The sequence below is a fragment of the Paenarthrobacter histidinolovorans genome, from assembly GCF_014647595.1.
Lineage (GTDB): Bacteria > Actinomycetota > Actinomycetes > Actinomycetales > Micrococcaceae > Arthrobacter > Arthrobacter histidinolovorans.
Genome location: NZ_BMPM01000006.1, coordinates 186,116 through 212,043 on the forward strand (window position 1 = coordinate 186,116; position 25,928 = coordinate 212,043).

24 protein-coding genes are annotated in these 25,928 nt (G+C 63.1%); 21 read left to right on the forward strand and 3 right to left on the reverse strand.

Features of this window, described 5'->3' with window-relative positions:
- The first annotated feature begins 65 nt into the window (after positions 1-65).
- The 10 genes from IEY62_RS15230 to IEY62_RS15275 are packed head-to-tail and all read left to right on the forward strand — an operon-like array spanning position 66 to position 9,843.
- Positions 66-1,394 carry an ABC transporter substrate-binding protein gene (locus IEY62_RS15230; RefSeq protein ID WP_189019317.1) on the forward strand — a complete coding sequence of 443 codons (1,329 nt, stop codon included), beginning with the start codon at positions 66-68 and terminating at the stop codon, positions 1,392-1,394.
- Between the two features lie 15 nt (positions 1,395-1,409).
- Complete coding sequence (locus IEY62_RS15235; protein ID WP_189019319.1) at positions 1,410-2,372, forward strand: carbohydrate ABC transporter permease; 963 nt, start codon at positions 1,410-1,412, stop codon at positions 2,370-2,372.
- A complete protein-coding gene (locus IEY62_RS15240; RefSeq protein WP_189019321.1) occupies positions 2,372-3,265 on the forward strand; it encodes a carbohydrate ABC transporter permease in 894 nt (297 codons plus the stop codon). The genes IEY62_RS15235 and IEY62_RS15240 overlap by 1 nt, the downstream gene beginning before the upstream one ends.
- A gap of 57 nt (positions 3,266-3,322) precedes the next feature.
- Positions 3,323-4,084: a sugar phosphate isomerase/epimerase family protein gene (locus IEY62_RS15245; RefSeq protein WP_189019323.1), complete on the forward strand. Its 762-nt coding sequence runs from the start codon at positions 3,323-3,325 to the stop codon at positions 4,082-4,084.
- On the forward strand, positions 4,081-5,202 hold the full coding sequence (locus IEY62_RS15250) for a Gfo/Idh/MocA family protein (RefSeq protein WP_189019326.1): 1,122 nt from the start codon (positions 4,081-4,083) through the stop codon (positions 5,200-5,202). Before IEY62_RS15245 ends, IEY62_RS15250 begins: the two co-directional genes overlap by 4 nt.
- Before the next feature lie 30 nt (positions 5,203-5,232).
- Entirely contained in the window at positions 5,233-6,438 is a 1,206-nt protein-coding gene (locus IEY62_RS15255; protein ID WP_189019328.1) for a Gfo/Idh/MocA family protein, read from the forward strand.
- A gap of 1 nt (position 6,439) precedes the next feature.
- A complete protein-coding gene (locus IEY62_RS15260) occupies positions 6,440-7,441 on the forward strand; it encodes a sugar phosphate isomerase/epimerase family protein (RefSeq protein ID WP_189019330.1) in 1,002 nt (333 codons plus the stop codon).
- Positions 7,442-7,453: 12 nt separating this feature from the next.
- Positions 7,454-8,338, forward strand: a complete 885-nt coding sequence (locus tag IEY62_RS15265) for a TolB family protein (protein WP_189019332.1) — start codon at positions 7,454-7,456, stop codon at positions 8,336-8,338.
- Between the two features lie 4 nt (positions 8,339-8,342).
- Entirely contained in the window at positions 8,343-9,374 is a 1,032-nt protein-coding gene (locus tag IEY62_RS15270) for a Gfo/Idh/MocA family protein (RefSeq protein WP_189019334.1), read from the forward strand.
- Entirely contained in the window at positions 9,367-9,843 is a 477-nt protein-coding gene (locus IEY62_RS15275; RefSeq protein ID WP_189019336.1) for a heme-degrading domain-containing protein, read from the forward strand. The genes IEY62_RS15270 and IEY62_RS15275 overlap by 8 nt, the downstream gene beginning before the upstream one ends.
- A gap of 41 nt (positions 9,844-9,884) precedes the next feature.
- Here IEY62_RS15275 and IEY62_RS15280 read toward each other — a convergent pair whose 3' ends face one another.
- Both IEY62_RS15280 and IEY62_RS15285 read right to left on the reverse strand, forming a co-directional pair.
- Complete coding sequence (locus IEY62_RS15280; RefSeq protein WP_189019338.1) at positions 9,885-10,553, reverse strand: response regulator; 669 nt, start codon at positions 10,551-10,553, stop codon at positions 9,885-9,887.
- The gene (locus IEY62_RS15285) at positions 10,550-12,127 is read right to left on the reverse strand and encodes a sensor histidine kinase (protein ID WP_189019519.1); all 1,578 of its coding nucleotides are present in this window, start codon (positions 12,125-12,127) and stop codon (positions 10,550-10,552) included. Before IEY62_RS15285 ends, IEY62_RS15280 begins: the two co-directional genes overlap by 4 nt.
- A 249-nt stretch (positions 12,128-12,376) precedes the next feature.
- Here IEY62_RS15285 and IEY62_RS15290 point away from each other — a divergent pair, with 249 nt between their 5' ends.
- The 4 genes from IEY62_RS15290 to IEY62_RS15305 are packed head-to-tail and all read left to right on the forward strand — an operon-like array spanning position 12,377 to position 15,883.
- Positions 12,377-13,387 (forward strand): Bug family tripartite tricarboxylate transporter substrate binding protein, encoded by a 1,011-nt coding sequence (locus IEY62_RS15290; protein WP_189019340.1) that lies wholly within the window; start codon positions 12,377-12,379, stop codon positions 13,385-13,387.
- Positions 13,384-13,887, forward strand: coding sequence for a tripartite tricarboxylate transporter TctB family protein (locus tag IEY62_RS15295; RefSeq protein ID WP_189019342.1), 504 nt, complete (start codon positions 13,384-13,386; stop codon positions 13,885-13,887). Before IEY62_RS15290 ends, IEY62_RS15295 begins: the two co-directional genes overlap by 4 nt.
- Positions 13,887-15,494 (forward strand): tripartite tricarboxylate transporter permease, encoded by a 1,608-nt coding sequence (locus IEY62_RS15300; RefSeq protein WP_189019344.1) that lies wholly within the window; start codon positions 13,887-13,889, stop codon positions 15,492-15,494. Before IEY62_RS15295 ends, IEY62_RS15300 begins: the two co-directional genes overlap by 1 nt.
- Positions 15,491-15,883, forward strand: coding sequence for a universal stress protein (locus tag IEY62_RS15305; protein ID WP_189019346.1), 393 nt, complete (start codon positions 15,491-15,493; stop codon positions 15,881-15,883). Before IEY62_RS15300 ends, IEY62_RS15305 begins: the two co-directional genes overlap by 4 nt.
- 72 nt (positions 15,884-15,955) lie before the next feature.
- On the opposite strand, the gene IEY62_RS15310 is transcribed toward IEY62_RS15305, so the two are convergent.
- A complete protein-coding gene (locus tag IEY62_RS15310; protein ID WP_229785349.1) occupies positions 15,956-17,284 on the reverse strand; it encodes a NosD domain-containing protein in 1,329 nt (442 codons plus the stop codon).
- A 338-nt stretch (positions 17,285-17,622) separates the two neighbouring features.
- Between IEY62_RS15310 and IEY62_RS15315 the strand changes: the two genes are divergently transcribed.
- The 7 genes from IEY62_RS15315 (at position 17,623) to IEY62_RS15345 (ending at position 25,908) form a co-directional block, all read left to right on the forward strand.
- The gene (locus IEY62_RS15315; protein ID WP_189019348.1) at positions 17,623-18,909 is read left to right on the forward strand and encodes an ABC transporter substrate-binding protein; all 1,287 of its coding nucleotides are present in this window, start codon (positions 17,623-17,625) and stop codon (positions 18,907-18,909) included.
- Positions 18,910-18,988: 79 nt separating this feature from the next.
- Positions 18,989-19,876, forward strand: coding sequence for a carbohydrate ABC transporter permease (locus tag IEY62_RS15320; RefSeq protein ID WP_189019351.1), 888 nt, complete (start codon positions 18,989-18,991; stop codon positions 19,874-19,876).
- Positions 19,876-20,805, forward strand: coding sequence for a carbohydrate ABC transporter permease (locus IEY62_RS15325; RefSeq protein WP_229785350.1), 930 nt, complete (start codon positions 19,876-19,878; stop codon positions 20,803-20,805). The genes IEY62_RS15320 and IEY62_RS15325 overlap by 1 nt, the downstream gene beginning before the upstream one ends.
- 88 nt (positions 20,806-20,893) lie before the next feature.
- Positions 20,894-21,943, forward strand: coding sequence for a LacI family DNA-binding transcriptional regulator (locus IEY62_RS15330; RefSeq protein ID WP_189019353.1), 1,050 nt, complete (start codon positions 20,894-20,896; stop codon positions 21,941-21,943).
- Positions 21,944-21,984: 41 nt separating this feature from the next.
- On the forward strand, positions 21,985-23,544 hold the full coding sequence (locus IEY62_RS15335; protein WP_189019355.1) for a glycoside hydrolase family 32 protein: 1,560 nt from the start codon (positions 21,985-21,987) through the stop codon (positions 23,542-23,544).
- Positions 23,545-23,557: 13 nt separating this feature from the next.
- Positions 23,558-24,508 (forward strand): carbohydrate kinase family protein, encoded by a 951-nt coding sequence (locus tag IEY62_RS15340; RefSeq protein ID WP_189019357.1) that lies wholly within the window; start codon positions 23,558-23,560, stop codon positions 24,506-24,508.
- Between the two features lie 38 nt (positions 24,509-24,546).
- The gene (locus IEY62_RS15345) at positions 24,547-25,908 is read left to right on the forward strand and encodes a NosD domain-containing protein (RefSeq protein WP_189019359.1); all 1,362 of its coding nucleotides are present in this window, start codon (positions 24,547-24,549) and stop codon (positions 25,906-25,908) included.
- The last annotated feature ends 20 nt before the right edge of the window (positions 25,909-25,928 follow it).

Sequence of the window (25,928 nt, forward strand, 5' to 3'; positions counted from 1 at the left end):
CTACTCAAAGTTGAGCTGGACCGGCAAATCAACGCACAGCGTCGCCGGTCCCGAAAGGAATCACTATGAATGTTCAGTCCGCAGCCACCCGGTCCTTCTCCCGCCGCAACTTCCTCGGCCTGTCCGCTGCGGCCGCTTCCGTGCCGCTGCTGGCAGCATGCGGTGGCGGCTCGGCCACCCAGGGCGGAGGGGGAGGTGCTGGTGGAACGGTCAAGTTCTGGGACATGCCATGGGCCACCCCCGCTTACAACGACTCCGCCAAGAAGATCGCTGAAGGCTTCTCCGGCGCTAACAACGCCAAGGCCAACTACCAGATCATCCAGTGGAACAACTTCTACCAAACGTTCTCATCGGCCATCGCTTCCAAGACCGGCCCCGCCGTATCCACCGGTGGCGGCTTCCAGGCCTTCCAGTTCGAGCAGCAGGGCCAGATCGCATACGCGGACAAGGTTATTGAGAAGTTGAAGTCCAACGGCCAGTTCGATGACTTCCTGCCCGGCGTGTTGGACCCGTTCAAGTCCGACAAGGGTTACGTTGCTGTGCCGTGGCAGTTGGACATGCGCGTGTTCTGGTACCGGAAGTCCCTGTTTGAGAAGGCCGGCGTATCACTGCCCACGGACTGGCCATCCCTGCTTGAAGCCGGCAAGGCACTGAAGAAGGTCGGCGCGTTCGGCTTCGCCACAGGTGCCGGTTCCGGCAACAACTACGGCAACCACTCGATGATCATGATGATGGTCAACAACGGCGGCGGCGTCTGGAACAAGGACGGCGAGCTGGACCTCCTGAACGACCGGAACGTGGAAGCCATCGAGTTTGTGCGCGAACTCGTCTCCAACGGCATCGTGGATCCTGCAGCGGTCAGCTACACCACGGACAACATGTCTGCACAGTGGAAGGACGGCAAGGCCGGCTTCGGTCTTTTCCAGGTCAACGTTCCGCAGCGCGTCGGCGACACCTCCGGCGACCTGCTGGTGGCCGACCCCATCACGGGACCGCACGGTGACAAGGCAACCATCGTGTTCCCGAACAACATCATGATGTACAAGAACACTCCGTCCCAGGAAGCCTCGGAAGAGTTCCTGGTTTACTACCTGGGCCAGCTCAAGGAACTGTGGAAGCAGAAGCTCATGTCCGCACTGCCTGTCTTCAAATCCATCACCGAGCTCCCGGAGTTCGCCGACGACCCCAACAACGTGAAGATCGTCAAGGACTGGCAGCCGATCGCCAAGACGTTCGCCGCCCAGGGCAGCACCCTCAACGCTAACCTCGCAGCCCTTGACGGCGGCCAGGCACTGAACCAATTCAGCCAGTCGATCCTTACCGGCCAGGCATCTGACGCCAAGAGCGCCCTGCAGACCTTCCAGTCCGGCCTCGAATCGGTCTTGAAGAAGTAGAACGGTACCTCTGCCATGTCATCAACTACTGCAACTTCGGGCCTGTCCCGGGCCCGCCGGGGAGTGGCCCCCGGTGGGTCCGGGGCGGTCCCGGGAAAACGCAAGAGCAAACTCAGCGCGCAGACCACCCGCACATTCTTCTGGCTGTTGCTGCCTTCGGTAGTGCTTCTGGTCCTGATCCACGGCTACCCGCTGATCCACGCCGCGGTACAGGCCACCCACGACGGCGACTTGCTCCAAACCGGTAACTTTGTGGGCGGGGAGAACTTCGCCAGCGTCCTCTCCTCCCCCGCATTCTGGAAAGCTGCGCAGTTCACGCTCTGGTTCACGATTGTCGGGGTCTTCGGCTCCTGGCTGGTAGGACTGGGCCTGGCGCTCCTGCTGCGAACCCGGATTCCTGCAGGCAACACTTTCAAGGTCCTGCTGCTCCTGCCGTGGGTAGTGCCGATCGTGGTCTCCTCCACGGCTTGGAACTGGTTGGTAGCCACCCCCGACAGCCTCATTCCGTCGATCTTCCGCGGACTGGGACTCGGAACCCCGTTGTTCCTTGCTGACCCCACGCTGGCGTCCATCACGGTGATGGTGTTCAAGGTCTGGGTATCTTTCCCCTTCATGATGATGATGATCTCCGCAGCTCTGGCTTCGGTGGACACCACCGTCTACGAAGCAGCCAGCATGGACGGCGCCTCCAAGTGGCAGCAGTTCACCCAGATCACGCTCCCGCTGATCGCACGCTCCACCTATATCTCGTGGATCCTCATGACGATCTTCTGCGTCAACGACTTCCCCACGATCTACCTGCTCACCGGCGGCGGTCCCGTCAGTGCCACCACCTCCTTGGTGGTGCTTGCCTACCGCACTGTCTTCCAGGACTTCGCCACCGGCCCCGGCGTCGCCATCGCCTTCCTGATGACCATGACCCTGGTGGTCATTTCCGTCATCCTGTACCGCCAGATCCGAAAGTCGAGCGTCGAATAATGAGCACAGTACTTCACGCCCACCCCGAGTCCGGTCCAGCCCTGGGTATCGCCGATTCAGGCAAAACCCGCAAGGTGCTCTCGGAAGCCGGCATGCGCGGACGCTGGTGGAGGTTCGCCCTGATACTGGCCATCACGGTGATCGTCCTGGTCCCCATCATGGTCACAGTTGTCCTGGCCTTCACCCCCGGCGCCAACAGCACCGCCACCGGGTTCACGTTCGAGAACCTGGCCAACGTCTTCAACGGGACGCTCGCCGCCACCTGGCTCCAGAACAGCCTGGTCACCACACTCTCCACCGTGCTGGTTTCCGTCGCGGTGGCCGCTCCGGCCGGCTACGTCCTCTCCCGCGGACGTTCCAAGGCGGTATCCGGTTACTCTTTGCTCCTGTTCGTGATGCAGTCCCTGCCGATCATTACCTCCGTGGTGCCCCTCTTCATCCTCTTCGCCGCCATGGGACTGGTGGACAACCTCCTGGGCATCACCATCATCTACGTTGGCTCCACCATGACGGTGGCCACCTGGATGATGGCCGCCTACTTCGACTCCATCCCCATCAGCCTTGAAGAGGCTTCCTGGATTGATGGCTGCTCAGTCTTCGGATCCTTCACCAAGGTGGTCTTGCGGAACAGCCTTCCCGGCATCCTCTCCACCGCTATCTTCGCGTTCCTGCTCGCCTGGAACGACTACCTGGTGGCCATCGTTTTCCTGCGGTCCAACGAGATCTTCACCCTGCCCATGGGCGTCCAATCCTTCTTCCAGCAAAACGCCACCGACTGGACATCCGTCATGGCTCTGGCCGTGGTCATGATGCTCCCGCCGATCATTGTTTTCGCCACCCTGAACAAGTACTTCAGCGTCGGCGGAATCGGCGGCTCCCTGGCCGGCCGCTGATTAGACTGGCGCCAGTCCCCCGAACTCCCTGAAAAACCACTCCCGAAAAGGAACCCCATGTCTTACTCACTCCAGCTGTACACCCTCCGCAACGCCATCCAGGAGGACCTGCCTGGAACCATCAGGAAGGTCGCCGAGATCGGCTACACCCAGGTAGAGCCGTACAACTTCGTGGCCACAGCTGCGGAACTCGGCAAGGCTTTGAAGGAGAACGGCCTGACCGCCCCGTCCGGCCACGCTCCGCTCCTGTCACAAGACCAGGACGAAATCTTCGCTGCCGCCAAAGAGCTGGGCATCACCACCGTCATCGACCCGTTCCTCCCGGCCGAACACTGGCAGGACGCAGAAACCATCCAAGGCACGGCAGCCAAGCTCAACGCCGCCGCGAAAAAGGGTGCTGAGTACGGCATCCGCGTTGGTTACCACAACCACGCCTGGGAATTGGAGTCCACTATCGAAGGCACCACGGCCCTTGAATACTTCGAAGGATTGCTGGAACCTGAGCTCGTCCTCGAGGTAGACACCTACTGGGCAGCCGTCGGAGGCCAGGACCCCGTCGAATTGCTGGCCCGCCTGGGCGACCGGGTCAAGCTCATCCACATCAAGGATGGCCCCGGCAACACCGACACCAAGGCCCAGCAGCCTGCAGGCCAGGGCACCATCCCGGTCCTGGACGTCATTGCCGCCGCCAAGTCCTTGGAGGTTGGTGTGGTGGAATTCGATGACTACTCCGGAGATATCTTCCAGGGCATCACCGAGAGCTTGAACTACCTGACCGCCGCGGCCAGCGCCCAGGCAGCAGAAGGAGCCAAGGCATGAGCTTCGCACCCTCAACCCGCAAGGGCCCCGTGGGCGTTGCCGTCATCGGTGCGGGCAACATCAGCAAGCAGTACCTGGACAACCTCACCACCTTCCCTGACATCAAAGTCCTGGTGATCGCGGACCTGTTCGAAGAGGCCGCCAAAGCACGTGCCGAAGAATACGGGATCGCCGAATTCGGTGCGCCGGAGCTGGCACTGAACCATCCCGACGTCGAAATCATCGTGAACCTGACCATCCCGGCAGCGCACGTTGAGGTGGCCACAGCCGCGGTCAATGCGGGCAAGCACGTATGGACAGAAAAGCCGTTCTCGTTGGACCGTGAGTCCGGGCTGGGCCTGCTGAAGGCAGCAGATGCCGCGGGTATCCGTTTGGGCACCGCCCCGGACACGTTCCTGGGTGCGGGCCTGCAGACCGCCCGCCGGATCATCGAACGCGGTGACATCGGCACGCCGCTGACGGGCATGACCACGTTCCAGACCCCCGGTCCGGAATCCTGGCACCCGAACCCTGCTTTCTTGTTCCAGCATGGCGCCGGCCCGCTGTTCGACATGGGTCCGTACTACCTCACGGCCCTGATCCAGACCTTTGGCTCGATCCGCAGGGTTGCCGCCGTCGGCTCCTCCGCCAAAGCGACCCGCGTGATCGGTTCCGGTCCCAAGGCCGGCGAGGAATTCGCCGTCGAGGTTCCCACGCATGTGTCCGCGATGGCGCAGTTCGAAGGAGGACAGTCCTCGCACAGCGTGTTCTCGTTTGAGTCACCGCGGCTGCGGATGGGCTTCGTGGAAATCACCGGTTCCGAAGCGACACTCTCCCTGCCGGACCCGAACTATTTCGACGGCGAGTTGAAGCTCTGGCGTCCGGGCGCGGAGGAACCCGAGATCATCGCCGCGACAGGTCCTGCCAACGGCCGTGGCCTGGGTGTGCTGGACATGGCCCGGGCCCTCCGTGCCGGAACTCCGCACCGCGCCACGGGCGACCTCGCCTATCACGTGCTGGACAGCATGGTCTCCATCGCGGAGTCCGTGGAATCAGGCACGTTCGTGGACGTCACCAGCAACGCACCAGCCTCGGCGGCAGTCCCTGAGGACTGGGCCCCCGAAACAGCAAGTCTCTAGTAACTGAAGCGAACTGCGAGGAACCTGACCATGACCACCCCCGCCCACCCATCCGACCACACGCCTGCCCCGGCTTCCCGCCCCCTCGGCGTTGCCGCCATTGGCTATGCCTTCATGGGGAAGGCCCATTCGAATGCGTGGCGGAATGTGGCCAGTTTCTTCGACGTCCCGGCCTTCGAGCAGAAAGTGCTGGTTGGCCGGGACGCCACCCAGGTGGCCGAGGCCGCCGCCAAGTACGGCTGGGCCGAGTCCGCCACCGACTGGCGTGAAGTCATTGAACGCGACGACATCGACATCATCGATATCTGCGCCCCTGGCTGGATGCACGCCGAAATCGCCATCGCCGCACTTGAGGCCGGCAAGCACGTGTTGGTAGAGAAGCCCCTGGCCAACACCTTGGGTGAAGCTGAACTCATGACCGCCGCCGCGGCGAAAGCCCGCAAACGTGGCGTCCAATCCATGATCGGTTTCAATTACCGCCGTGTCCCGGCGCTGGCCCTGGCCCGCGAACTCATCGCAGAGGGCCGCCTCGGCACTGTCCGCCACATCCGCGCCGCGTACCTTCAGGACTGGCTGGCTGACGCACAGTCCCCCATGACCTGGCGTCTCCGCAAGGAAACCGCCGGTTCCGGTGCGCTGGGCGATATCGCCTCGCACGCCATCGACCAGATCCTGTTCCTTCTGGGCGATGCCGTCACCGAGGTCTCGGGCCGCCTGCAGACTTTCGTGGACCGACGCCCCGGGGCTGACGGCCTGGAAGATGTCACGGTCGACGACGCCGCCTGGGCCACGCTGACCCTCGCCTCCGGAGCAATCGCCTCTGTTGAAGTCAGCCGCGTGGCCACCGGCCAGAAAAACTCTCTCAAGCTCGAAATCTACGGAGACAAGGGCACCATCCTGTTTGACCTCGAGGCACTGAACGAACTCGGTTTCCTGGACTCCACCGTGCCGGTCCGGGAGCAGGGTTTCCGGCGGATCCTGGTCAATGAGCCCGAGCACCCGTACATGGAAGCGTGGTGGCCACAGGGTCACATCATCGGCTGGGAACACACGTTCACACACCAGATCCGGGACTTCCTCACCGCAATTGCGGCCGGTGAGTCGCCGTCGCCGTCGTTCGAAGAGGGCCTGAACGTCCAGCACATCCTCGCCGCCGTGGAAGAGTCGGCAGCAGCCAAAAGCTCACTGATCCAACTGTCCGCCAAGCCAAGCAGCACCACTACTGAAGGAGCCTGACATGCCCCGCCCGTACACCCTGTTCACCGGCCAGTGGGCCGACCTCCCCTTCGAGGAAGTCGCGCGCCTTGCCTCGGGCTGGGGCTACGACGGCCTGGAAATCGCCGTCTCCGGAGACCACCTGGACGCCTGGCGCTGGGACGAACCCGGCTACGTCGAGTCCAAACTCGCCATCCTGGAAAAGTACAACCTCAAGGTCTGGGCCATCTCCAACCACCTCAAAGGCCAGGCCGTCTGCGATGACCCCATCGACTTCCGCCACGAAGCAATCGTCGGATCGCGTGTCTGGGGCGACGGCGAACCCGAGGGTGTCCGCCAGCGCGCTGCGGAGGAAATGAAACACACCGCCCGCCTCGCCAAAGCACTCGGCGTGGACACCGTGGTCGGCTTCACCGGCTCCTCCATCTGGCAATACGTCGCCATGTTCCCGCCCGTGCCGGAGAAAGTCATCGAGGCCGGCTACCAGGACTTCGCCGACCGCTGGAACCCCATCCTGGACGTCTTCGACGAACAAGGGGTCCGCTTCGCCCACGAAGTCCACCCCTCCGAAATCGCCTACGACTACTGGACCACCGTCCGCACCCTCGAAGCCATCGGCCACCGCGAAGCGTTCGGGCTGAACTGGGACCCCTCCCACTTCATGTGGCAGGGCATCGACCCCGTGTCCTTCATCTGGGACTTCAAAGACCGGATCTACCACGTGGACTGCAAGGACACCAAGCTCCGCCCCACCGGCCGGAACACCGTCATGGGCTCCCACCTGCCCTGGGGCGATCCCCGCCGGGGCTGGGACTTCGTCTCCGCCGGACGCGGCGATGTGCCCTGGGAATCCTCCTTCCGCGCCCTCACCGCCATCGGCTACAACGGACCCATCTCCGTGGAATGGGAAGACGCCGGCATGGACCGCCTCCACGGCGCCCCCGAAGCCCTCGCGGCCCTGAAGAAGTTCGACTTCCCCGCCTCCCAAACCAGCTTCGACGCCGCCTTCAACAGCAAAGACTAGGACAAAACCGACGTGATCCGCACCCTTCAACCCGGCCAACGTTGCGAGGTGTGGATCGCGTCGGTGACCGGTCAGGCTGAACTCCTTTACAGCACAGAAAACATACTTTTTGAGGCTCCCAACTGGACCCTTGACGGAGACGCCCTTGTCCTGAACGGGGACGGTAAGTTGTGGACGCTGGATGTCTCCGGCGGCGGACCCACGGAAGTCCCCCTCGCTGGCGTCCCGGACCTCAACAACGACCACATCCTGGCCCCGGACGGCGAAAACATCTTCCTCTCCGCGAACGACGGCCACATCTACCGCGCCTTGCTCAAGGGCGGTCCTGCTTCCCGCATCACCGGGGACGATGGCTCCTTCCACTTCCTCCACGGCGTCAGCCCGGACGGCAAACAACTCGCGTACGTCGGAATTGAGGCCGGCGACTTTACGCAGCCCGGTCGCCTGATGACCATGGCGTCCGACGGCGGTGCTGCCGCCCGCGTCGATGTCGGTTCAGGTCACTGCGACGGCCCGGAATACTCCCCCGACGGCAAGTGGCTGTACCTGAACACTGAATCCTTCAGCACAGCCAAAGGCCACGCCCAGCTCGCCCGGATCCGCCCGGACGGCAGCGATTTTGCGCAGCTGCTGAAGTCCGACACCGTCGATTGGTTCCCGCACCTCTCCCCTGATGGCCGCTACGCCACGTACATCCGGTTCCCCGGCGGAACGCAAGGCCACCCCGCCGACTTGCCTGTCGACGTCGTACTTGTTTCGACCGAGGACTGGACCACCCCACTCCAAACATGGCCACTTTTCGGTGGCCAAGGTACCCTCAACGTCAACAGCTGGTCGCCGGACTCCGCGCGCTTTGCGTTTGTGGCGTACCCGCTCACTGACTCAGCAAAGGACTAACGACGTGACCCTAAGCAACGGCACTTCCGACGGGACAATCCGCTGGGGCATTCTTGGCACCGGATTCATCGCAGGCCTTCAAACGCAGGACCTGAAGGAGAACGGCTTCACCGTCCAGGCTGTGGGTTCGCGTTCTGAAGAGTCCAGCAGGTCCTTTGCGGAAAAATTCGGGATCGCCACCGCGCACGGCAGCTACGAAGAGCTGGTGGCCGATCCAATGGTTGACGTGGTCTACATCGCCACGCCGCACCCCTTCCACCACGCGAACGCGCTCCTGGCACTGAATGCCGGCAAGCATGTCCTGGTGGAGAAGTCGTTCACCATGAACGCCCGCGAAGCGCAGGACATTGTTGACCTCGCGGAATCCAAGGGACTCGTGGCACTGGAGGCCATGTGGACCCGCTTCCTGCCGCACATGATCCGGGTCCGCGACATCATTGCCGCCGGCACCATCGGCGACGTCCGCAAGGTGGTTGCCGGCCACAACCAGAGCCTGCCCAAGGACCCGGCCCACCGGCTGAACGATCCCGCGCTCGGTGGTGGAGCCCTGCTGGACCTGGGCATCTACCCGATCTCCTTTGCCTTCGACATCCTGGGTACCCCGGCGTCCATCAAAGCCAGCGCGTCCATGACAGCCACCGGCGTCGACCGGCAAACGGCTGCGATCTTCGAGTACGCCAATGGCGCCCAGGCGATTGTTGATTGCGAGCTCGACGCAGCAAGCGCCAACCGTGCCATGGTGATCGGAACCGAGGGGTGGATCGACATCGAACACACCTGGTACAACCCGGTACCGTTTACCGTTCATGCAGTGGACGGCAGCGTCGTGGAGCGGTACGAGCAGCCCGTGAACGGCCGGGGCATGCAGTTCCAGGCAGCTGAATTGGAGCGCCTGGTCCGGGCTGGTTCCGCTGCTGGAACCATCCTGCCGCCGAGCGAGAGTGTGGCCATCATGGCAGCGATGGATGAGATCCGTCGGCAGATTGGACTCAGCTATGAGTCTGACGCCGTCCCGGAAGGAAACGACAATGACTGATTCACCGCGCCTCGCCGAGCTCCGCCAGCAGGAAGAAGAGCTGGTCTTCGCTGCGTTTGATAACCACGATGCATGGCGGCTGGGTTCGCTGATCGCCAATCATGCCATAGCATCGGAATTCGGGGTTGCGATCGACATCCGACGACACAACCTCGTTCTCTTCCGCTGCGTCCTCCCCGGCGCTACATCGGACCAGGAAGAATGGATCCGCCGGAAGTCGGCATCCGTGCTGCGGTTTGAGCACAGCACGGCACTACTGACCGAACTGTTCGCAGCCCGCACCCACAGCCCTCTCGGTAACGGCTGGCTGGCCCACGAGGACTACACACTGGCCGGTGGCTCCTTCCCGATCCGCGTGCGTGGCGCGGGTGTGATCGGGGCTGTGACGGTGTCCGGTTTGTCATCCGATGAGGACCATCAGCTGGTGGTGGACGGCATCAGGAATTACCTGAAGACGGTGCGGGTCTAGAGGCGGCAGGGCTTCCAACCCGGCCGTGGCGCGTGGCGCAATCACCGCCCCTTGAGCACATAGCGCCTTTCAGGACGTCCGACGCCGTACTTGAGCCGGACATCCAACGCGCCTTCGTCGTGGAGGTACTCAAGGTAGCGGCGGGCACTGACCCGCGAGGTGCCCAGCTGCTCTGCAACTTCCGCGGCGGAAACGTCACCCGGCGCCGACTTGAGCGCCGATTCCACAAGTTCCAGCGTCTCCACGCTGCAGCCTTTGGGCAGGGTACGCTCGGATGCGGCTAAACCAAAGACCCTGTTCACGTCGGACTGTTCAGCCTCAACTTTGGAGGCATCCAGCCCTTGGTAGGCGCTGAGGTAGTGTTCCAGCCGTTCCTGAAGGTCGGACTGGGAAAACGGCTTGATCAGGTAGTGGACGATGCCGCCCCGGAGGGCTTTCCGCACGGTCTCCACCTCGCGGGCAGCACTGATCACCAGCACGTCGAGGTCCGGGGCAACATCCCGCAACTGGTGCATGAGGTCCAGGCCGTTGGTATCCGGGAGATGGATGTCCAGGAGCACAAGGTCGGGTTGCAGCCTGCGCGTTTCCGCCAAGGCCTGCGCACCAGTGTGGGCAACACCCACCACCCCGAAACCGGGGCTTCGCTGGATGAACCCGGCATGAACCTTGGCCACCATGAAGTCGTCATCGACAATCAAGACCTTGATCACCTGTGGTGTGCCCCTTTGCTGAATTGTGCGGTGAACACTGCACCGTCATCGTTGGTCACGGTCAGTTCACCCCCGCTACGCCGGCAGATGACCCGCGAAAGCGCCAAACCGAAGCCCCGGGCATCCCCTGGCCCCGGTTCCTTGGTGGAGTAGCCCTGTTGGAAGATCTCCTCGGCAGAACCCGCGGGCACTCCCGGGCCGTTGTCCTGGACAGTGACCGCGACGCCGTCCGGCCAGTCCTCCACCAGCACACGGACCGATGCCCCGGCGAGGCCCGTGACGGCGTCGAACGCGTTGTCCACCAGGTTGCCCACCACGGTGGTGATGTCGCGGGACAGTTCATCCTTGACGCGCGGCAGCGCGGACAGCGGATCCAGTTTCAGTTCGACGCCGCGCTCTGCGGCCAGGCTGGCCTTCGCGATCAGCAGGGCGGCGAGCGCCGGATCCTCGATCCGCCGCGTCACGTCGTCGTTGAGCCGGGTCCGTTCCACGGTGGCTCCGTTGACGAACTGCACCACGGAATCGTATTCGCCGATCTGGATGAGGCCGGAAATGACGTGGAGCTGGTTGGCGAATTCATGGGCCTGTGCGCGGAGGGTGTCCGTGACAGTGCGTGTTGCACCGAGTTCACTCTCAAGGGAGGACAGTTCGGTGCGGTCCCTCAGGGTGGTCACCGAACCGATATCGCGCCCATGCGAGCGCAGCGCCACCCGGTTCATCACCACCAGCCGCTCCCCTACCAACACGAGCTGGTCCGGGTCAGACTGTTCCCGGGTGAGGACGGTTTTCAATGCCGGGTCAACGTGGAGGGACCGGATCTTCTTGCCAACGCAGTCGGTCGGCAAGCCGAGCAGCTGCCGGGCACTTTGGTTCGCCACGGTAATCCGTTCGTGCGGATCCAATGCCACTACTCCTTCTTTGAGGCCCTGCAGCATGGCTTCGCGGTTTTCCACCAATCCGGTGATTTCCCGTGGTTCCATGCCCAGGGTCTGTCGTTTGACCCGCCGGGACAGGAGAAGCGATCCGGCTACTCCCAGGACGCTGGCGACACCCAGGTAGGTGAGGAGGTTGGGGACGGCGTCGCCGAGTCTTTCCAGTGTGGAGGGGTAGTTGCGGCTGATGGACGCGATGCCGATTATTTCTCCGGAATCGTCAATCACCGGCACATGGGCTGACAGCACCGTCACGTTGTTGCTGGTGACGACCCCGGTCCAGGCTCTTCCTTCCATCACCCTGCTCTCGCCCAAAGGCAAGGGCCGGCCGATCAGCCCGGGGTCCGATGCCGTAATCACGGTGCCGTCCAGTTTTGCCAGCGCCACGTGCGCTGAACCCGATACTGTCCTGACGGATTCGGCGACGGCGGGGAGGGCCGAACCGCCGCGCGGTTCCGCCGTGGGGAGCAGCGCGCGTACGGTGGGGTTGTTGCCCAGGGCTTCGGCTGCCGAGAGGGCCCGCCGGCCCTCTGTCCGTTCGAAGGCCGCGGCCGACTGCGCCAGGGAGATGGCAACCACAGCCACCAGAACGGCCAGAACGATCAGCAACTGCAGCACAAGGTATTGCCCGGCCAGGGACATTCCTCTTCTTCGAGTCACTGATGAATCCTTAGGTGGTGCCAGAGTCCGGAGGTGTCTGGGGGCGCTCCGCGTGGCGTATCGGAACTATACCCCAGAGCTGCCAAGGACCATCCAAGCCCGTGAACGCAATGAACTTAAAGACCACTGCGAACACAAGAGTGATCGGCGTCACTGCGGCCCCTAGCATCGGTTCACGGGGCACAACGTTGATCGCCCTGCAGAGAATTCAAAACTGAGAAGAGGAACACCATGCGCCAGATCCGCGCATTGCGAGTCGCCGCCGTCGCCGCCGGCCTCGCCCTGATGGCCACCGGTTGCGGTGCCACCGGCAAGAACTCCACAGGTTCTGAAAGCTCCGGCGCTGCCGCCGGACCCATCACCGGCCTCCAGATCATGGTTCCGAACACTCCCGGTGGCGGCTACGACACTACCGCCCGGGCAGCGGCCAAGGTCCTGGACGATGAAAAGATCGCCAACAACACCGAGGTGTTCAACCTTGCAGGCGCAGGTGGCACCGTTGGCCTGGCCCGTGTGGTGAATGAAAAGGGCAACGGCGATCTCACCATGCTCATGGGCCTGGGTGTGGTGGGCGCCAGCTACACCAACAAGTCCCAATCGAAACTGACGGACACCACGCCCTTGGCCAAGCTGATTGAAGAGCCGGGCGCCATCATGGTCAGCAAGGACTCCCCGTACAAGACCATCGATGATCTGGTGAAGGCCTGGAAAGCCGACCCCGCATCCATCTCCGTAGGTGGCGGCTCCTCCCCTGGCGGCCCGGACCACCTCCTGCCGATGCAGCTGGCCGGCGCTGTGGGCATCGACGCCACCAAGGTCAACTTCGTCTCCTATGACGGCGGTGGCGATCTCCTTCCCGCCATCCTTGGCAACAAGCTCGGCTTCGCAGCTTCCGGCGCAGGCGAGTACCTGGAACAGATCAAGTCCGGAGAGGTCCGCGTCCTTGCCACAAGTGGCGAGAAGCGGCTTGACGGAGTGGACGCCCCCACCCTCAAGGAATCCAACATTGACCTGGTGTTCACCAACTGGCGCGGTGTCGTGGCCCCTCCAGGCATCAGCGACGCCGACAAGAAGTCCCTGATCGCCGCACTCGAGAAGATGCACGAGTCCGCAGGTTGGAAGGAAGCGCTGAAGACCCACAGCTGGACGGATGCCTTTGTCACCGGCGACGAATTCCAGAAGTTCCTGACTGACCAGGACAAGCGGGTGGCGGACGTCCTCACCAAGCTTGGCTTGGCGTGAGCTCTCCAGCAACAGGCTTGAAAGGCCGCGCCGAGCTGGGGGTCGCCCTCCTGCTCGGCGTGGTCGGAGTCCTGGTCTTCCTGGACGCCAACGGCCTGGTAACCCCGTACTCGAAATCGGACCCAGTGGGTCCAAAGACTGTCCCGTTCATCGTTGCCGGACTGCTGGTGGTTTGCGCCGTTCTGCTGGCCATCAACGTCCTCCGCGGCGGCAGGGGCGAAGCCGAAGGCGGCGAGGATGTGGACCTGGCCCACCCTGCCGACTGGAAGACTGTCCTGCCGCTGGCCGGTGCGTTCCTGCTCAACATCCTGCTCATTGATTGGGCTGGTTGGGTCATCTCCGGCACCGTACTTTTCTGGGGCAGCGTCCTGGCCCTCGGAAGCCGCCGCTACATCCGTGACGGACTCATCTCCGTGGCACTTTCCCTGCTGACCTTCTACGGCTTCTACCTCGGCCTCGGCATTGCCCTGCCGGCCGGACTCCTGGAAGGAATCCTCTGATGGACGTCTGGTCCTCCTTGATGGACGGTTTCTCCACCGCCCTCACTCCCTTGAACCTCATGTACGCCATGATCGGCGTCATCCTGGGCACCGCTGTTGGTGTCCTCCCGGGGCTCGGCCCCGCCATGACCGTTGCGCTGCTTCTTCCGGTCACGTATGCGCTTGAACCCACCAGCGCCTTCATCATGTTCGCCGGTATCTACTACGGCGGAATGTACGGCGGTTCCACCACCTCCATCCTGCTGAATACCCCCGGCGAATCGTCGTCGGTGGTGACGGCCATCGAAGGCAACAAGATGGCCAAAGCGGGACGTGCCGCGCAAGCGCTCGCGACGGCGGCCATCGGCTCGTTCGTGGCGGGCACCATTGGTACTACCCTCCTTGCGGTCTGCGCACCGATCGTTGTGAAGTTCGCGGTCAGCCTGGGCTCCCCCAGCTACTTCGCGATCATGATGCTGGCCCTGCTGGCTGTCACTGCCGTACTGGGGTCGTCGCGGTTGCGCGGCTTCGCCTCCCTTGGCTTGGGGCTGGCCATCGGCCTGGTGGGCCTGGACTCCGTCACAGGGCAGAGCCGGCTTACCTTCGGCCAGCCGCTGCTCTCCGACGGCCTGGACATTGTGGTGGTGGCTGTGGCCATCTTCGCGGTGGGCGAGGCTCTCTGGGTTGCTGCGCACCTGCGCCGCACGCCGTTGCATGTTATCCCCGTTGGCCGTCCATGGATGGGCAAGAAGGATTGGCAGCGCTCCTGGAAGCCGTGGCTTCGTGGCACGGTGTTTGGCTTCCCGTTCGGGGCTTTGCCCGCCGGCGGTGCCGAGATCCCCACGTTCCTGAGCTATGTCACTGAGAAGCGCCTCAGCAAGCACCCCGAAGAGTTCGGCCACGGAGCGATCGAAGGCGTGGCGGGTCCGGAAGCTGCGAACAATGCAGCCGCCGCGGGCACCCTCACCCCCATGTTGGCTCTCGGCCTGCCCACGAACGCAACCGCGGCAGTGATGCTGGCAGCGTTCACGTCCTACGGCATCCAGCCCGGCCCGCAGCTCTTCTCGAGCCAGGGACCACTGGTGTGGGCCTTGATTGCGAGCCTTTTCATCGGCAACCTGCTGCTCCTGCTGATCAACCTGCCCCTGGCACCGTTGTGGGCGAAGCTGCTGCAGCTGCCCCGTCCGTACCTGTACGCGGGCATCCTGTTTTTCGCCACCTTGGGCGCCTACTCCGTAAATCTCCAGGCCTTCGACCTGGTGATCCTGCTGATTCTGGGGGCTTTGGGGTTCATGATGCGCCGCTTCGGGCTCCCCGTCCTGCCGCTCATCCTCGGCGTCATCCTGGGCCCCCGCCTGGAAGGCCAGCTCCGCAAGACCCTGCAGCTGAGCGCCGGCGACCCGGCAGGGCTCTGGAGCGAGCCGATCGCCGTCGGGATTTACGTCATCATCGGCATCATCCTGGCCTGGCCGCTGGTCCTCAAGCTCATCCGGCGGAACCGTCCGGCGGCAGCTCCAGCAGGGCCGTCCGTGCTTTCGGGCCACGATGAGCCACAGACCCCGGCGACGCCTTCAACCACGAAGACCGAACCAACCATGCCCGCACACCACCAGCAGGAGAAACCATGACCATCGTGGTGGGATACGTCCCCACACCAGAAGGCGAAGCAGCATTGACGCAGGCAATCGCCGAGGCCAAGAAGAGCAATGACACCCTGGTGGTGATCAACTCCTCCAAGGGCGACGCCCTGGTGGACAACCGCTACGCCCAGGAGCCGGAGATCCAGAGCATCGAGGACCGGCTGGCTGAGCACGGCATCCAGCACATCATCAAGCAACCCATCCGCGGCCATGACGCAGCAGCCGAGGTGCTTGATGCTGCCGATGAGCACGACGCCGGTTTGATCGTGATCGGCCTCCGCCGCCGGAGCCCGGTGGGCAAGCTCATCATGGGCAGCGTTTCCCAGCGCATCCTCCTGGAGGCGGACTGCCCGGTCCTTGCGGTGAAGGCGGACTGACGCCGGTCAAAGAACGTGGACGCACGACGGCGGCTGGTCACCCTTGGTGACCAGCCGCCGTCGTGCTTCATCTCAGGGTGTGGGGCGCACAACCGTATCCGGGCTGTATGAGGTGATGGTGGACGCGGCTCCGCTATCGAGAACCTTGGAATGGGTTGTCGATCCATCGAGAACCACGTTCTGGGACGCTACGTTGCTGACTACGTGGTTGGTGGCTATGACGTTGCCATCCCCTCCTGCGATCAGGATGATGGTCGGCTCGGCGCCGGCTGGAACCACCTTGGCCGGTGCGACATCGTAGGCAAAGAGATTGTTCGAGATGAGGTTGTTGTCTCCAAGTGCGTGGATGACACCGTAGAGGTCGTCCAACCCGTTGTTGCGGTCGATAAACGGGGGGAAGCCTTCCACGCCGCGGCGGAAGTGGTTGCCTGTTACCAGGTTCTCCTTGCATCCGTTCAGCAGCCGCATCATGCCCGGATAAAAACCCTGCAGCCTGTTTGACGAAACGGAGCAGCGGTTGCAGCCGGTGAATTCAATGAGGCTGCGTCCTCTGGGAAAGAAATTGTTCCCGGTAACAAGCAGTCCCTCGTGGTTTTCGGCGAGGAGTGTTACGCCGTCAGGCCCGGCTCCCATCAGGTTGTCGCTGACAATTGTCGCCTGCCCCGCACCGGTCAGTTCAACGCAGTTCCCGCACTCAGCGATCATGTTGTCGTGGACCCGCAGGGCGTCCGCGCCCCTGACCACCAAAGCGTGTTCAAGGTAGACGAACCCCATCCCGGTGACATGGATCGAGTCGTTGTCCGTTGCCACTTCAATGCCGGTCTTCCCGTTCTTGTAGCTGTTCGCGTCCGGGGTGAAATTGACCCCGTCCAGGCAGAAGTCCCTGAACACAATCCCGGAGAGGCGCGGACTCCCGTCCCGCCGCACAAGGAATGCCTGCGGCGACGACGGCGGGGTCAGGACCCGGATGTGACTGCCGCCCGGCTGAAGGTTCAGCCAGCCTTTGGTGTCCACGTTGTCCTTGATGCTGCGTGAGAAAAAGCCGTGACCAAACCCCGCAATGGTGAGGTAATCCACATCCACCACAACTTGGGTGCGAAGGTCGTAGTCCCCCGGGGGAATGATGACCACTGCCCCTGGCCTGGTGTCCGGCGTGTTCTGGCGCTGTTTGATATCGGCAATGATGTCGTTGATGACCGCGCCGATATCCGATTGCGCTGTGGTTTTCGGCTGCCCTTGGATTCGCCAGGCCGTCACGTCGTAGGTGTTCGGGGAGTTGAAGAGACCACCTTTGGCCTCTTCGGCGGCCTCTGCCTTTGGGGATACCCCGAGACTCAGGGCCGCTGCCAGAGTGCCCACGGCCCCCGCCCCAACGAGCATTCGGCGACTCGTGTCAGTCATTTCAAGCCTGCTGCCAGTTCCCACTGGATCTCCTATCGGTCATTGTTCATTGCTCCCGCTCCTTGGCATGGCAATCAGACCCAACGATGCCAAATCGTTTATTCAAGGGAGTTGGAAGAAACACTAGGAGCCTCTTAGGAGGGCTGTCAACGCCAAAATCCTGCGGAAAATTTGGCAACCACCACTCCCCCGATGCGACAGCGAGTGACCCTTGACACGGAAAATATCGGCGGCATACACTCTTGCCAAGTCGTTTTGGCAAAACGATTTTTCAAGCCAAAGACATGTCATCCCCATCTCTCTGCAATTTCCGTTCAAGAGAAAGTGAGTCGACAGAGATGTCCACTCGAAACACCATCTCCAAGCTCGTCACCCTCGGCGGGCTGTGCACCGCCGTCGCACTCGTTGCCACCGGTTGTGGCGCCGGCGGCCCGGCACCATCCCAAGGCGGCTCCGGCGGCTCCGGCTCCATCAACGTCCTGGTCGAAGCCGGTGGTCACGCCGAACTCACCGGCGTAGCCGAGCAGTGCAAGAAGGACACCGGAATCGACGTCAACTTCGTTGAGCTCCCCTATGACGGAATGTTCAACCGCCTCTCCAGCGAGTTCTCCTCCGGCAACGTCTCCTTCGACGTCGCCGCGCTCGACTCGGTCTGGCTGCCGAGCTTCAAGGACGCCGTCCAACCCATTGATGAGCTCTTCACGGACGACGTCAAAAAGGACATCTTCCCGGCCCTCGTCAAGGAAGCCAACGTTGACGGCCACTTCATCGGACTGCCGGCCTGGACCAACGCCGAGATCATCCTGTACCGCAAGGACCTGTTTGAGGACGCCAAGAACAAGGCTGACTTCCAGGCCAAGTACGGTTACGAGCTTGCAGCCCCCAAGACGTGGAAGCAGTACCAGGACATTTCCCAGTTCTTCACCAAGGACGGCATGTACGGCACGGACGTCAAGGGTGCCGTGGAAACAGAATGGCTGGCCCACGTGCTCCAGGCCGGTTCCCCCATGGTGCTTGACCAGAACAACAACGTGGTGATCGACAACGCAGCCCACAAGGAAGCCCTGGACTTCTACGTGGGCCTGGCCAAGTCCGCGCCCACCGGCGCCGCGCAGGTCGACTGGGCAGCAGCACAGAACCTGTTCAACCAGGGCAAGACCGCCATGACCCGCTTCTGGGCCCACGCCTACCGCCAGATCCCAGCGGATGCTCCCGTGGCAGGAAAGGTTGGCGCCGCGGCAATGATCGGCGGCAGCGCCGGCGTCGCGGGCGTCCCGGGACCTTGGTACCTTTCAGTTCCCAAGGCGACCAAGAACACCGACGCCGCCAAGAAGTTCGTCAAGTGCGCCTATGACTACAACAGCATGGGAATCGACTCCAAGCTCGGCTTGGCTTCCCGCATCAGCGCGTTCGAGAAGTACCAGGACCAGCCTGGCTACGAGAGCTTCAAGCCGCTGATTGAAACCCTCAACGCTCCAGCAACGGCCACCCGGCCCGCAACCGCCAAGTGGCAGCAGATCGTGGACACCGTCCTGATCCCGTTGCTGCAGAAGGCCGTGGCAGGTGGAGACACCTCGGCGCTCCTGGCTGATGCCAAGAAGCAGATCCAGGACCTCCTGAAGTAAAACTCCGCGGCCGGCACCGGCCCGCGCACAGCGCGAAAGACAGTGCCGGCCGCGGTCCCAACCAGCAGAAAAGAAAACCGTGCGTATCTCCGATCGCCGCTTCGCCCTCTATCTGATGACGCCCGCGGCACTGTTCCTGGCCGTATTCGTGGCCTATCCCCTCTTCCGCCTTGTGGCTGACAGCTTCTTCAAGATCTCCCCCATCGCCGGCGGCCCCCGCGACTTTGTGGGTCTCCAGAACTACGTCACCGCGTTCACCTCCGAAGCCTTCACCAGCGCCGGATGGCGGACCCTGGCCTACACCCTGGTGGTGGTGACACTCGAGTTCGCACTCGGCCTGGGCATGGCCCTGCTGTTCACCACCTTGGGCAGGAAATCCCAGATCTGGCGGACCGTCTTCCTCTACCCGCTGATGATCGCCCCGATCGTGGCAGGCCTGCTGTGGAAGTTCCTGATGATCGACAACTTCGGCCTCATCGGCACGCTCCTCCACCAGGCCGGCATCCTGTCCGATCCCAACCAGATCGGCTGGTTGTCCGATCCCAACATTGTGCTCTTCTCAGTGGCCATCCCGGACATCTGGCTCACCACCTCCTTCATGTGCCTGGTGCTCTTCGCAGGCCTCCAGAACATCCCGGGCGATCTGCTTGAGGCCGCCCGCCTCGATGGTGCACGGGCTCCGGCGCTCCTTTTCCGGATCATCCTTCCGCTGCTGCGCCCGGTGATCGCCGTCGCTTTGGTGGTCCGAGGCATCGACGCGGCAAGGGCCTTCGACACCATCCTCATCCAGACCAACGGTGGTCCGCAGTCGGCATCGGAAACCATGAGCCTGCTGATCTACCGCACCATGATCCGCTTCGGGGACCCCGGGCTCGCCAGCGCCATGGGCACCATCTACCTCCTCGCAATGCTCGCCATTGCCTTCGTTGCAGTGGCCACCATCTGGCGGCCAGGAAAGGACAACTGATGAGCAACGCGAGCGTCGCTACCAAAGCCGGGCCACCGCCGTCGGACATCCCGGAACCGCAACCGCTGCGAAAGCGGCGGGGAGTCAACCGCGAAGGCCTGGAGGCCGGCCGCCGAAGCACCCGGACCATCCTCTGGATCCTGCTGGCTGCGGCCATGGTGCTGTACGGCTTCCCGTTCCTGTACCTGCTGTTCACGTCGTTCAAGACGCCGATCGACACCATCGCTGTTCCGCCCACCATCCTGCCGAGGGAGTGGACGCTGGAGAACTACACCAACGCCCTGGGCCGCAGCGGTGTGGTGGCCTCGTTCATCAACAGCATCCAGACGGCAGTCATCAGCACCGCACTGTCACTGGTCCTGGCCGTTCCGGCCGCCTACGGCATCACCCGCTACAAAACACCGAGCGGCCGCGTCTTCATCATGGCCGCACTGGTCACCCGCATGGTCCCGCCAGTAGCAATCGGCATTCCGCTGGCTTCCATGATGGCCTCGGTCGGCTTGGCTGATACCCCCATAGCCCTTTCCATTGCGCACACAACCATCTCGCTTCCGTTGTCCATCTGGCTGATGTCCAGCTTCTTCGAATCGGTCCCCCGTGACCTGGAAGAAGCCGCCACCGTGGACGGGTGCAGCCGGCTCGGTGCCCTGTGGCGGGTGGTGATCCCGGTGGTGTCCGGCGGTATTGCGGTCACGGCGATCTTCGCATTCCTGGCTTCCTGGAACGAGTTCCTGTTCGCACTGCTGATGACCGCGATCCGGTCCCAGACCACGCCCGTGGTGATCGCGAACTTCCAAACGCAGTTCGGCCTGGACTGGGGATCCATGACGGCCCTCGCCGCCGTGTACTCGATCCCGGTCATCCTGCTGACGCTCCTGCTGCAACGCAAGATCGTGGCGGGCATGACGCTGGGTGCAGTGAAGGGCTGACCGCCTCAGGGCCAGCACCACCATCAACGAGTAGCCTACTGATAGCCCCTCAAGGGCATCACCAAAACCTAAAGGACGTGGGAGTCGGATGAGCAACAAGAACATCGGTATCAAGGACGTGGCCGTCGCCGCCGGCGTGTCCGTCACTACCGTGTCCCACGTCCTCAACGAGGTGTCCTACGCCCGGATCAGCAGGGAAACCAGGGACAAAGTCAGGACCGCGGCCGAAGCACTCGGTTACGGCCCCAACCGCCTGGCCCAGGCCCTCCGAACGCAGAGGACGGGCATGCTGGGGTTGGTGAGTGAGGAAATCGCCACCACCCCGCACGCCGGCCGGATCATCCTCGGTGCTGACGAAGCCGCCAAAGCCCGCGGCTACAACCTCATGATCATCAACACCCCGGGCTCGGCCAGTCTCGAATCCAGGCAAGCCGACGTCCAGGCCCTCCTGGAACGCCGCGTGGACGGGATTCTCTATGCCACCATGTACCACCGCAATGTGGAACTCCCCGACAACCTGGGAAACGTCCCGTCCGTGCTGGTGGACTCCGTAGCGATCGGTGGAAACATCACCGCCGTGGTTCCGGACGAGGACGGCGGTGCCCGGGCTGCTGTTGGCGCGCTTCTCGACGCCGGCCACACCCGGGTGGGCTTCATCAACAACACCGACGACGTTCCAGCGACCCGTCAACGCCTCCAGGCTTTCCGGGCCATGCTCACCGAAGCGGGGCTCGACGGCGAAGCGGCACCTGTCGAGTCCGAGGTCTCCGAGGTGCAAGGCGGCTATGAGGCCGCCAAGCGGATCCTGTCGCGGGGTGACCGCGCCGATATTCCTACGGCACTGTTCTGCTACAACGACCGCATGGCCATGGGCGCCTACCGGGCCGCTGCCGAGCTGGGCCTGAACATCCCGGCGGACCTTTCAGTTGTCGGTTTTGACGACCAGGAACTGATCGCCGCCAACCTGTACCCCGGCCTCACCACCGTGGCCCTCCCCCACTACGAGATGGGGGCCTGGGCCACTGAACACCTCATTGACGCCATTGAGGGCAAGGAAGATCTGTCCTTGATGGCGCTCCACCCGACCATCCTGGGTTGCCCCTTGGTCCGCCGCGATTCCGTCGCAGCTCCCCGGTAACCCCAACAAGCCACTCCAACGTCCCAAAAGGAACGCACCACATGTCCAGTAGCCTCGATGCCGCACGCCCGGAAACAGCCCCGGCCGTAACTCCCCGATTCCGGCCTGCCATCCATTTCACGGCAAGGGACACCTGGCTGAACGATCCCAATGGCTTGGTATTCCACGACGGTTTGTACCACCTCTTCTTCCAGAACAACCCATTCGGCAGCGTTTGGGGCAACATGTCCTGGGGCCACGCCACCTCCACTGACCTCCTGCAGTGGACGGAGCACCCTGTTGCCATCGCGGGCGATGAGACAGAGGACATCTTCTCCGGAAGCGTAGTGGTGGACCACGGCAATACCTCAGGATTCGGCAGCATCGAATCACCTGCGTTGGTGGCTGTGTACACCAGCGCCTTCAAGGCCGGAACCATCCACAGCGGCACCCAGGCCCAGTCCCTCGCGTACAGCACCGACGGCGGAATGACGTGGCGCAAATACGATCAAAACCCTGTGCTCACCAGGAACTCCGAGCACTTCCGCGACCCCAAAGTGTTCCGCTACGAAGGCCCGCAGGGTTCCTTCTGGGTGATGGTCGCCGTCGAAGCGCAGCAGCAGAAGGTGGTTTTCTACCGGTCCGACGACCTCAAAACGTGGGACTTCCTGAGCCACTTTGGCCCGGCCAACGCCGACGCGGGCGAGTGGGAATGCCCCGATCTCTTTCCTTTGGCGGTGGACGGGGATCCGGGGAACACCGCATGGGTGCTGATCGTCAACGTCAACCCCGGCGCGGTGGCGGGAGGTTCGGGCGGCCAGTACTTCGTGGGACAGTTCGACGGCGTCCGTTTCCTTCCCGACGCAGGCTCGCTGGCGGCTCCTACCGGACTTTCATCGATCGCAGACGCCGAAGCGGCCGCCGCGGCCATGCAGCAATGCCTGTGGCTGGACTGGGGACGGGACTGCTATGCCTCGGTGTCTTTCAGTGATGCTCCGGATAACCGCCGCATCATCATCGGGTGGATGAACAACTGGGACTACGCCAACCAGTTGCCCACGGCACCGTGGCGGTCCTCCATGACCCTGGCCCGTGAACTGCGGCTGAGTTCTGTCAGCGGCGCCACCCGGCTGGTCCAGCACCCGGTCCTGGGGGAAGCGAAGGAGGAGCTGAGCGAAACCGGCAGCTTCGAGTTGGGCTCCGAAGCCCTCCGCTTGCCCGATGCGTTTCCCGGCAGGGCCCAGGTGATCCAGGCCGAAATCAAGCCGGGAACCGCCGAACGCGTCGAGGTGAAACTGCTCGCGAGCCCCGACGGGAGCCAGGGCACAGTCCTGAGCTACACCACAAGCAACAGCCGCCTCACCCTTGACCGCACCCGGTCAGGAGACACCACGTTCCACGAAAAGTTCGCGTCAGCAGAATCAGCACCCGTCGCCTTGGAGGACGGCGTTCTCAAGCTCCTCATCATCGTGGACCAGAGCTCAGTGGAAGTCTTCGCGCAGGACGGCACAGTGGTTCTCACCGATCTCGTTTTCCCAGGGGCAAACAGTCAGGAGAACTGGCTGGCCGCAGAGGGCGGCACCGCCACAGTTCTGAAGCTCGCAGTCTCATCACTCGCCTAAGGAGAAGTCCGGAATGCAAAAAGTAGAAGCCACCCACCCGGGAACGGAAGCCGACGTCGTGGTTGTCGGCGAAGCCCTGGTGGATATCGTCGTCTCGTCGCAAGGCACCGTGGAATATCCGGGAGGATCGCCTGCCAACGTTGCCTACGGACTCGGCCGGCTCGGCGTGCCCACCACATTGTTGACGTCGATCGGAGACGACAACCACGGTGCAGCCATCGAACGGCACCTGGCGAGCGCCGGCGTCGAACTCCTGACCCGTACCGGCAGGCGCGGCCGGACAGCTACTGCCACCGCCACCCTGGCCGCCGACGGTTCAGCCCACTACGACTTCGACATCAAGTGGGATCTACCCGCAATTGCCCCCGCGCCCCAGCCAAAAATTCTGCACACAGGGTCAATCGCTACCTTCCTGGAGCCTGGCGCGGCGGCGGTGCGGGCACTCCTGGAACAGGTGCACCAGCAATGCCTAGTGACGTACGACCCCAACGTCCGGCCTGCCCTAGTTGGAAGCCAGGCAGGGGCGCGGATAACTTTCGAGGAACTCATTCCGTTCACCGACGTGGTCAAGCTCAGCGACGAGGACGCACACTGGCTCTATCCGAAGCAGTCACTTGAGGACACTTCCCAGCGAATTCTGGACCTTGGTGCCGGACTGGTCGTGGTGACCAAGGGTTCGGAAGGATCCATGCTCTCCACAACGGGTACCCGGGTGCTGGTTCCGTCCGTGGAGTCCACCGTGGCGGACACCATCGGCGCCGGTGACTCGTACATGTCCGCCCTGATCTACGGGCTCCTCGTTTCCGGGGTTTCCGTGGCGGACGGCTTCACCCCCGAGGCCCTCGAGTCCCTGGGACGGAGGGCCACCAAGGCCGCAGCCATTACCGTGCGCCGCGCAGGCGCCAACCCGCCGACGTCGGACGAGCTGCTGGCCGAACTCCCCGAACAGCAACCTGCCAGCTGACCACGTCCACCACCCACTACAACGAGGGAACCCACGCCATGTCCAGCAACAACTACTACGACGTGACCACCTGGCCCATCGGCAACCCATCCGAGGACGTCGGCGAGGTGATCAACAGCATCATCGCCGACATCAAGGAACGGCAGCACGCCACGGACGTTAACGACGGCGGAAAGCCGGGTGCGGTGATTTACCTCCCGCCCGGTGACTACCGCCTGCGCACCCAGGTTCTGATAGACATCAGCTTCCTCAGGATCCAGGGCTCGGGCCACGGGTTCACGTCCTCGAGCATCAGGTTCAACGTCCCCCACGACGAATGGCCCGAGCTCCATGAACTGTGGCCGGGCGGGAGCCGTGTCCTGGTGGACCTGCCCGAACTCCCGGTCGATGAGGAAGCCGAGACGTCCAAAGCTGACCCGTCCAAGGGCGCTGCCTTCCTGGTTAAGCGTGAGGGCAGTCCGCGGATCAGTTCGGTGGAGTTCGCCAACTTCTGCATTGACGGGCTCCACTTCGCCGCGGACGGTTCGGACCTGCCCGCCGAAAACACCTACGTGAACGGAAAGACCGGCATCCATGTCTCAAGTGCCAACGACTCCTTCCGTGTCAACGAGATGGGCTTCATCTACCTGGAACATGCCCTGAGCATCCACAACGCGGATGCCCTCTCCATCCACAACAACTTCATCGCGGAATGCGGAAGCTGCATCGAGCTGCGCGGCTGGGGTCAGGCGTCCAAGATCACCGACAACCTGATCGGCGCCGGGTTCAAGGGCCATTCAATCTACGCGGAGAATCACGGCGGGCTCCTGGTCACCGCCAACAACGTCTTCCCCCGCGGAGCGAGCAGCGTGCACTTCAACGGCGTCACCCGTTCAAGCGTCACGAACAACCGCCTCCACTCCTTCTACCCCGGCATGGTTGTCCTTGACGGAAACAGCTCGGAAAATCTCGTGGCCACCAACCACTTCCTCCGTGACCACGAGCCATGGACACCCTTCCTGGGGATCGACAACGGGCTGGATGACCTCCACGGAGTCCTGAGTGTCCGCGGCAGCAACAACTCCGTGATCGGCAACCACTTCTCCCAGATCATCGATGCCGGGAGCATCCGTCCGGAAGGCGCGACGCCGGTCCTCATCCGGTTGCGGGAAGGGGCAGGGAACTTCGTGTCCAACAACCACGTCGTTGCCATGGACGTCCACGCCGCCGCCAGCGACGATTGCTTCGAAGCCCAGGTAGGGGCCCTGCTGACCACTGACACCGCTGCTGCCCTGGCCGTAACAGCTGTGATGGTCGATCCCGAATCAACACGCAACACCGTCCTCGATTCCGGCAGCGACCCCCAAGTACTGGCGGACCGGGCTGCCAATGCCGTCAGGGCTACCCCCACAGTGGGCTAGGAGTTCACATCCAGCTAATG

Bases quoted from the DNA above. Each gene is read 5' to 3' on its own strand.
- IEY62_RS15240 (WP_189019321.1), top strand. From the start codon at position 2,372: ATGAGCACAGTACTTCACGCCCACCCCGAGTCCGGTCCAGCCCTGGGT.
- IEY62_RS15305 (WP_189019346.1), top strand. From the start codon at position 15,491: ATGACCATCGTGGTGGGATACGTCCCCACACCAGAAGGCGAAGCAGCA.
- IEY62_RS15315 (WP_189019348.1), top strand. From the start codon at position 17,623: ATGTCCACTCGAAACACCATCTCCAAGCTCGTCACCCTCGGCGGGCTG.
- IEY62_RS15235 (WP_189019319.1), top strand. From the start codon at position 1,410: ATGTCATCAACTACTGCAACTTCGGGCCTGTCCCGGGCCCGCCGGGGA.
- IEY62_RS15335 (WP_189019355.1), top strand. From the start codon at position 21,985: ATGTCCAGTAGCCTCGATGCCGCACGCCCGGAAACAGCCCCGGCCGTA.
- IEY62_RS15290 (WP_189019340.1), top strand. From the start codon at position 12,377: ATGCGCCAGATCCGCGCATTGCGAGTCGCCGCCGTCGCCGCCGGCCTC.
- IEY62_RS15340 (WP_189019357.1), top strand. From the start codon at position 23,558: ATGCAAAAAGTAGAAGCCACCCACCCGGGAACGGAAGCCGACGTCGTG.
- IEY62_RS15345 (WP_189019359.1), top strand. From the start codon at position 24,547: ATGTCCAGCAACAACTACTACGACGTGACCACCTGGCCCATCGGCAAC.
- IEY62_RS15245 (WP_189019323.1), top strand. From the start codon at position 3,323: ATGTCTTACTCACTCCAGCTGTACACCCTCCGCAACGCCATCCAGGAG.
- IEY62_RS15275 (WP_189019336.1), top strand. From the start codon at position 9,367: ATGACTGATTCACCGCGCCTCGCCGAGCTCCGCCAGCAGGAAGAAGAG.
- IEY62_RS15260 (WP_189019330.1), top strand. From the start codon at position 6,440: ATGCCCCGCCCGTACACCCTGTTCACCGGCCAGTGGGCCGACCTCCCC.
- IEY62_RS15230 (WP_189019317.1), top strand. From the start codon at position 66: ATGAATGTTCAGTCCGCAGCCACCCGGTCCTTCTCCCGCCGCAACTTC.
- IEY62_RS15255 (WP_189019328.1), top strand. From the start codon at position 5,233: ATGACCACCCCCGCCCACCCATCCGACCACACGCCTGCCCCGGCTTCC.
- IEY62_RS15250 (WP_189019326.1), top strand. From the start codon at position 4,081: ATGAGCTTCGCACCCTCAACCCGCAAGGGCCCCGTGGGCGTTGCCGTC.
- IEY62_RS15285 (WP_189019519.1), bottom strand. From the start codon at position 12,127: ATGTCCCTGGCCGGGCAATACCTTGTGCTGCAGTTGCTGATCGTTCTG.
- IEY62_RS15325 (WP_229785350.1), top strand. From the start codon at position 19,876: ATGAGCAACGCGAGCGTCGCTACCAAAGCCGGGCCACCGCCGTCGGAC.
- IEY62_RS15330 (WP_189019353.1), top strand. From the start codon at position 20,894: ATGAGCAACAAGAACATCGGTATCAAGGACGTGGCCGTCGCCGCCGGC.
- IEY62_RS15300 (WP_189019344.1), top strand. From the start codon at position 13,887: ATGGACGTCTGGTCCTCCTTGATGGACGGTTTCTCCACCGCCCTCACT.
- IEY62_RS15310 (WP_229785349.1), bottom strand. From the start codon at position 17,284: ATGACTGACACGAGTCGCCGAATGCTCGTTGGGGCGGGGGCCGTGGGC.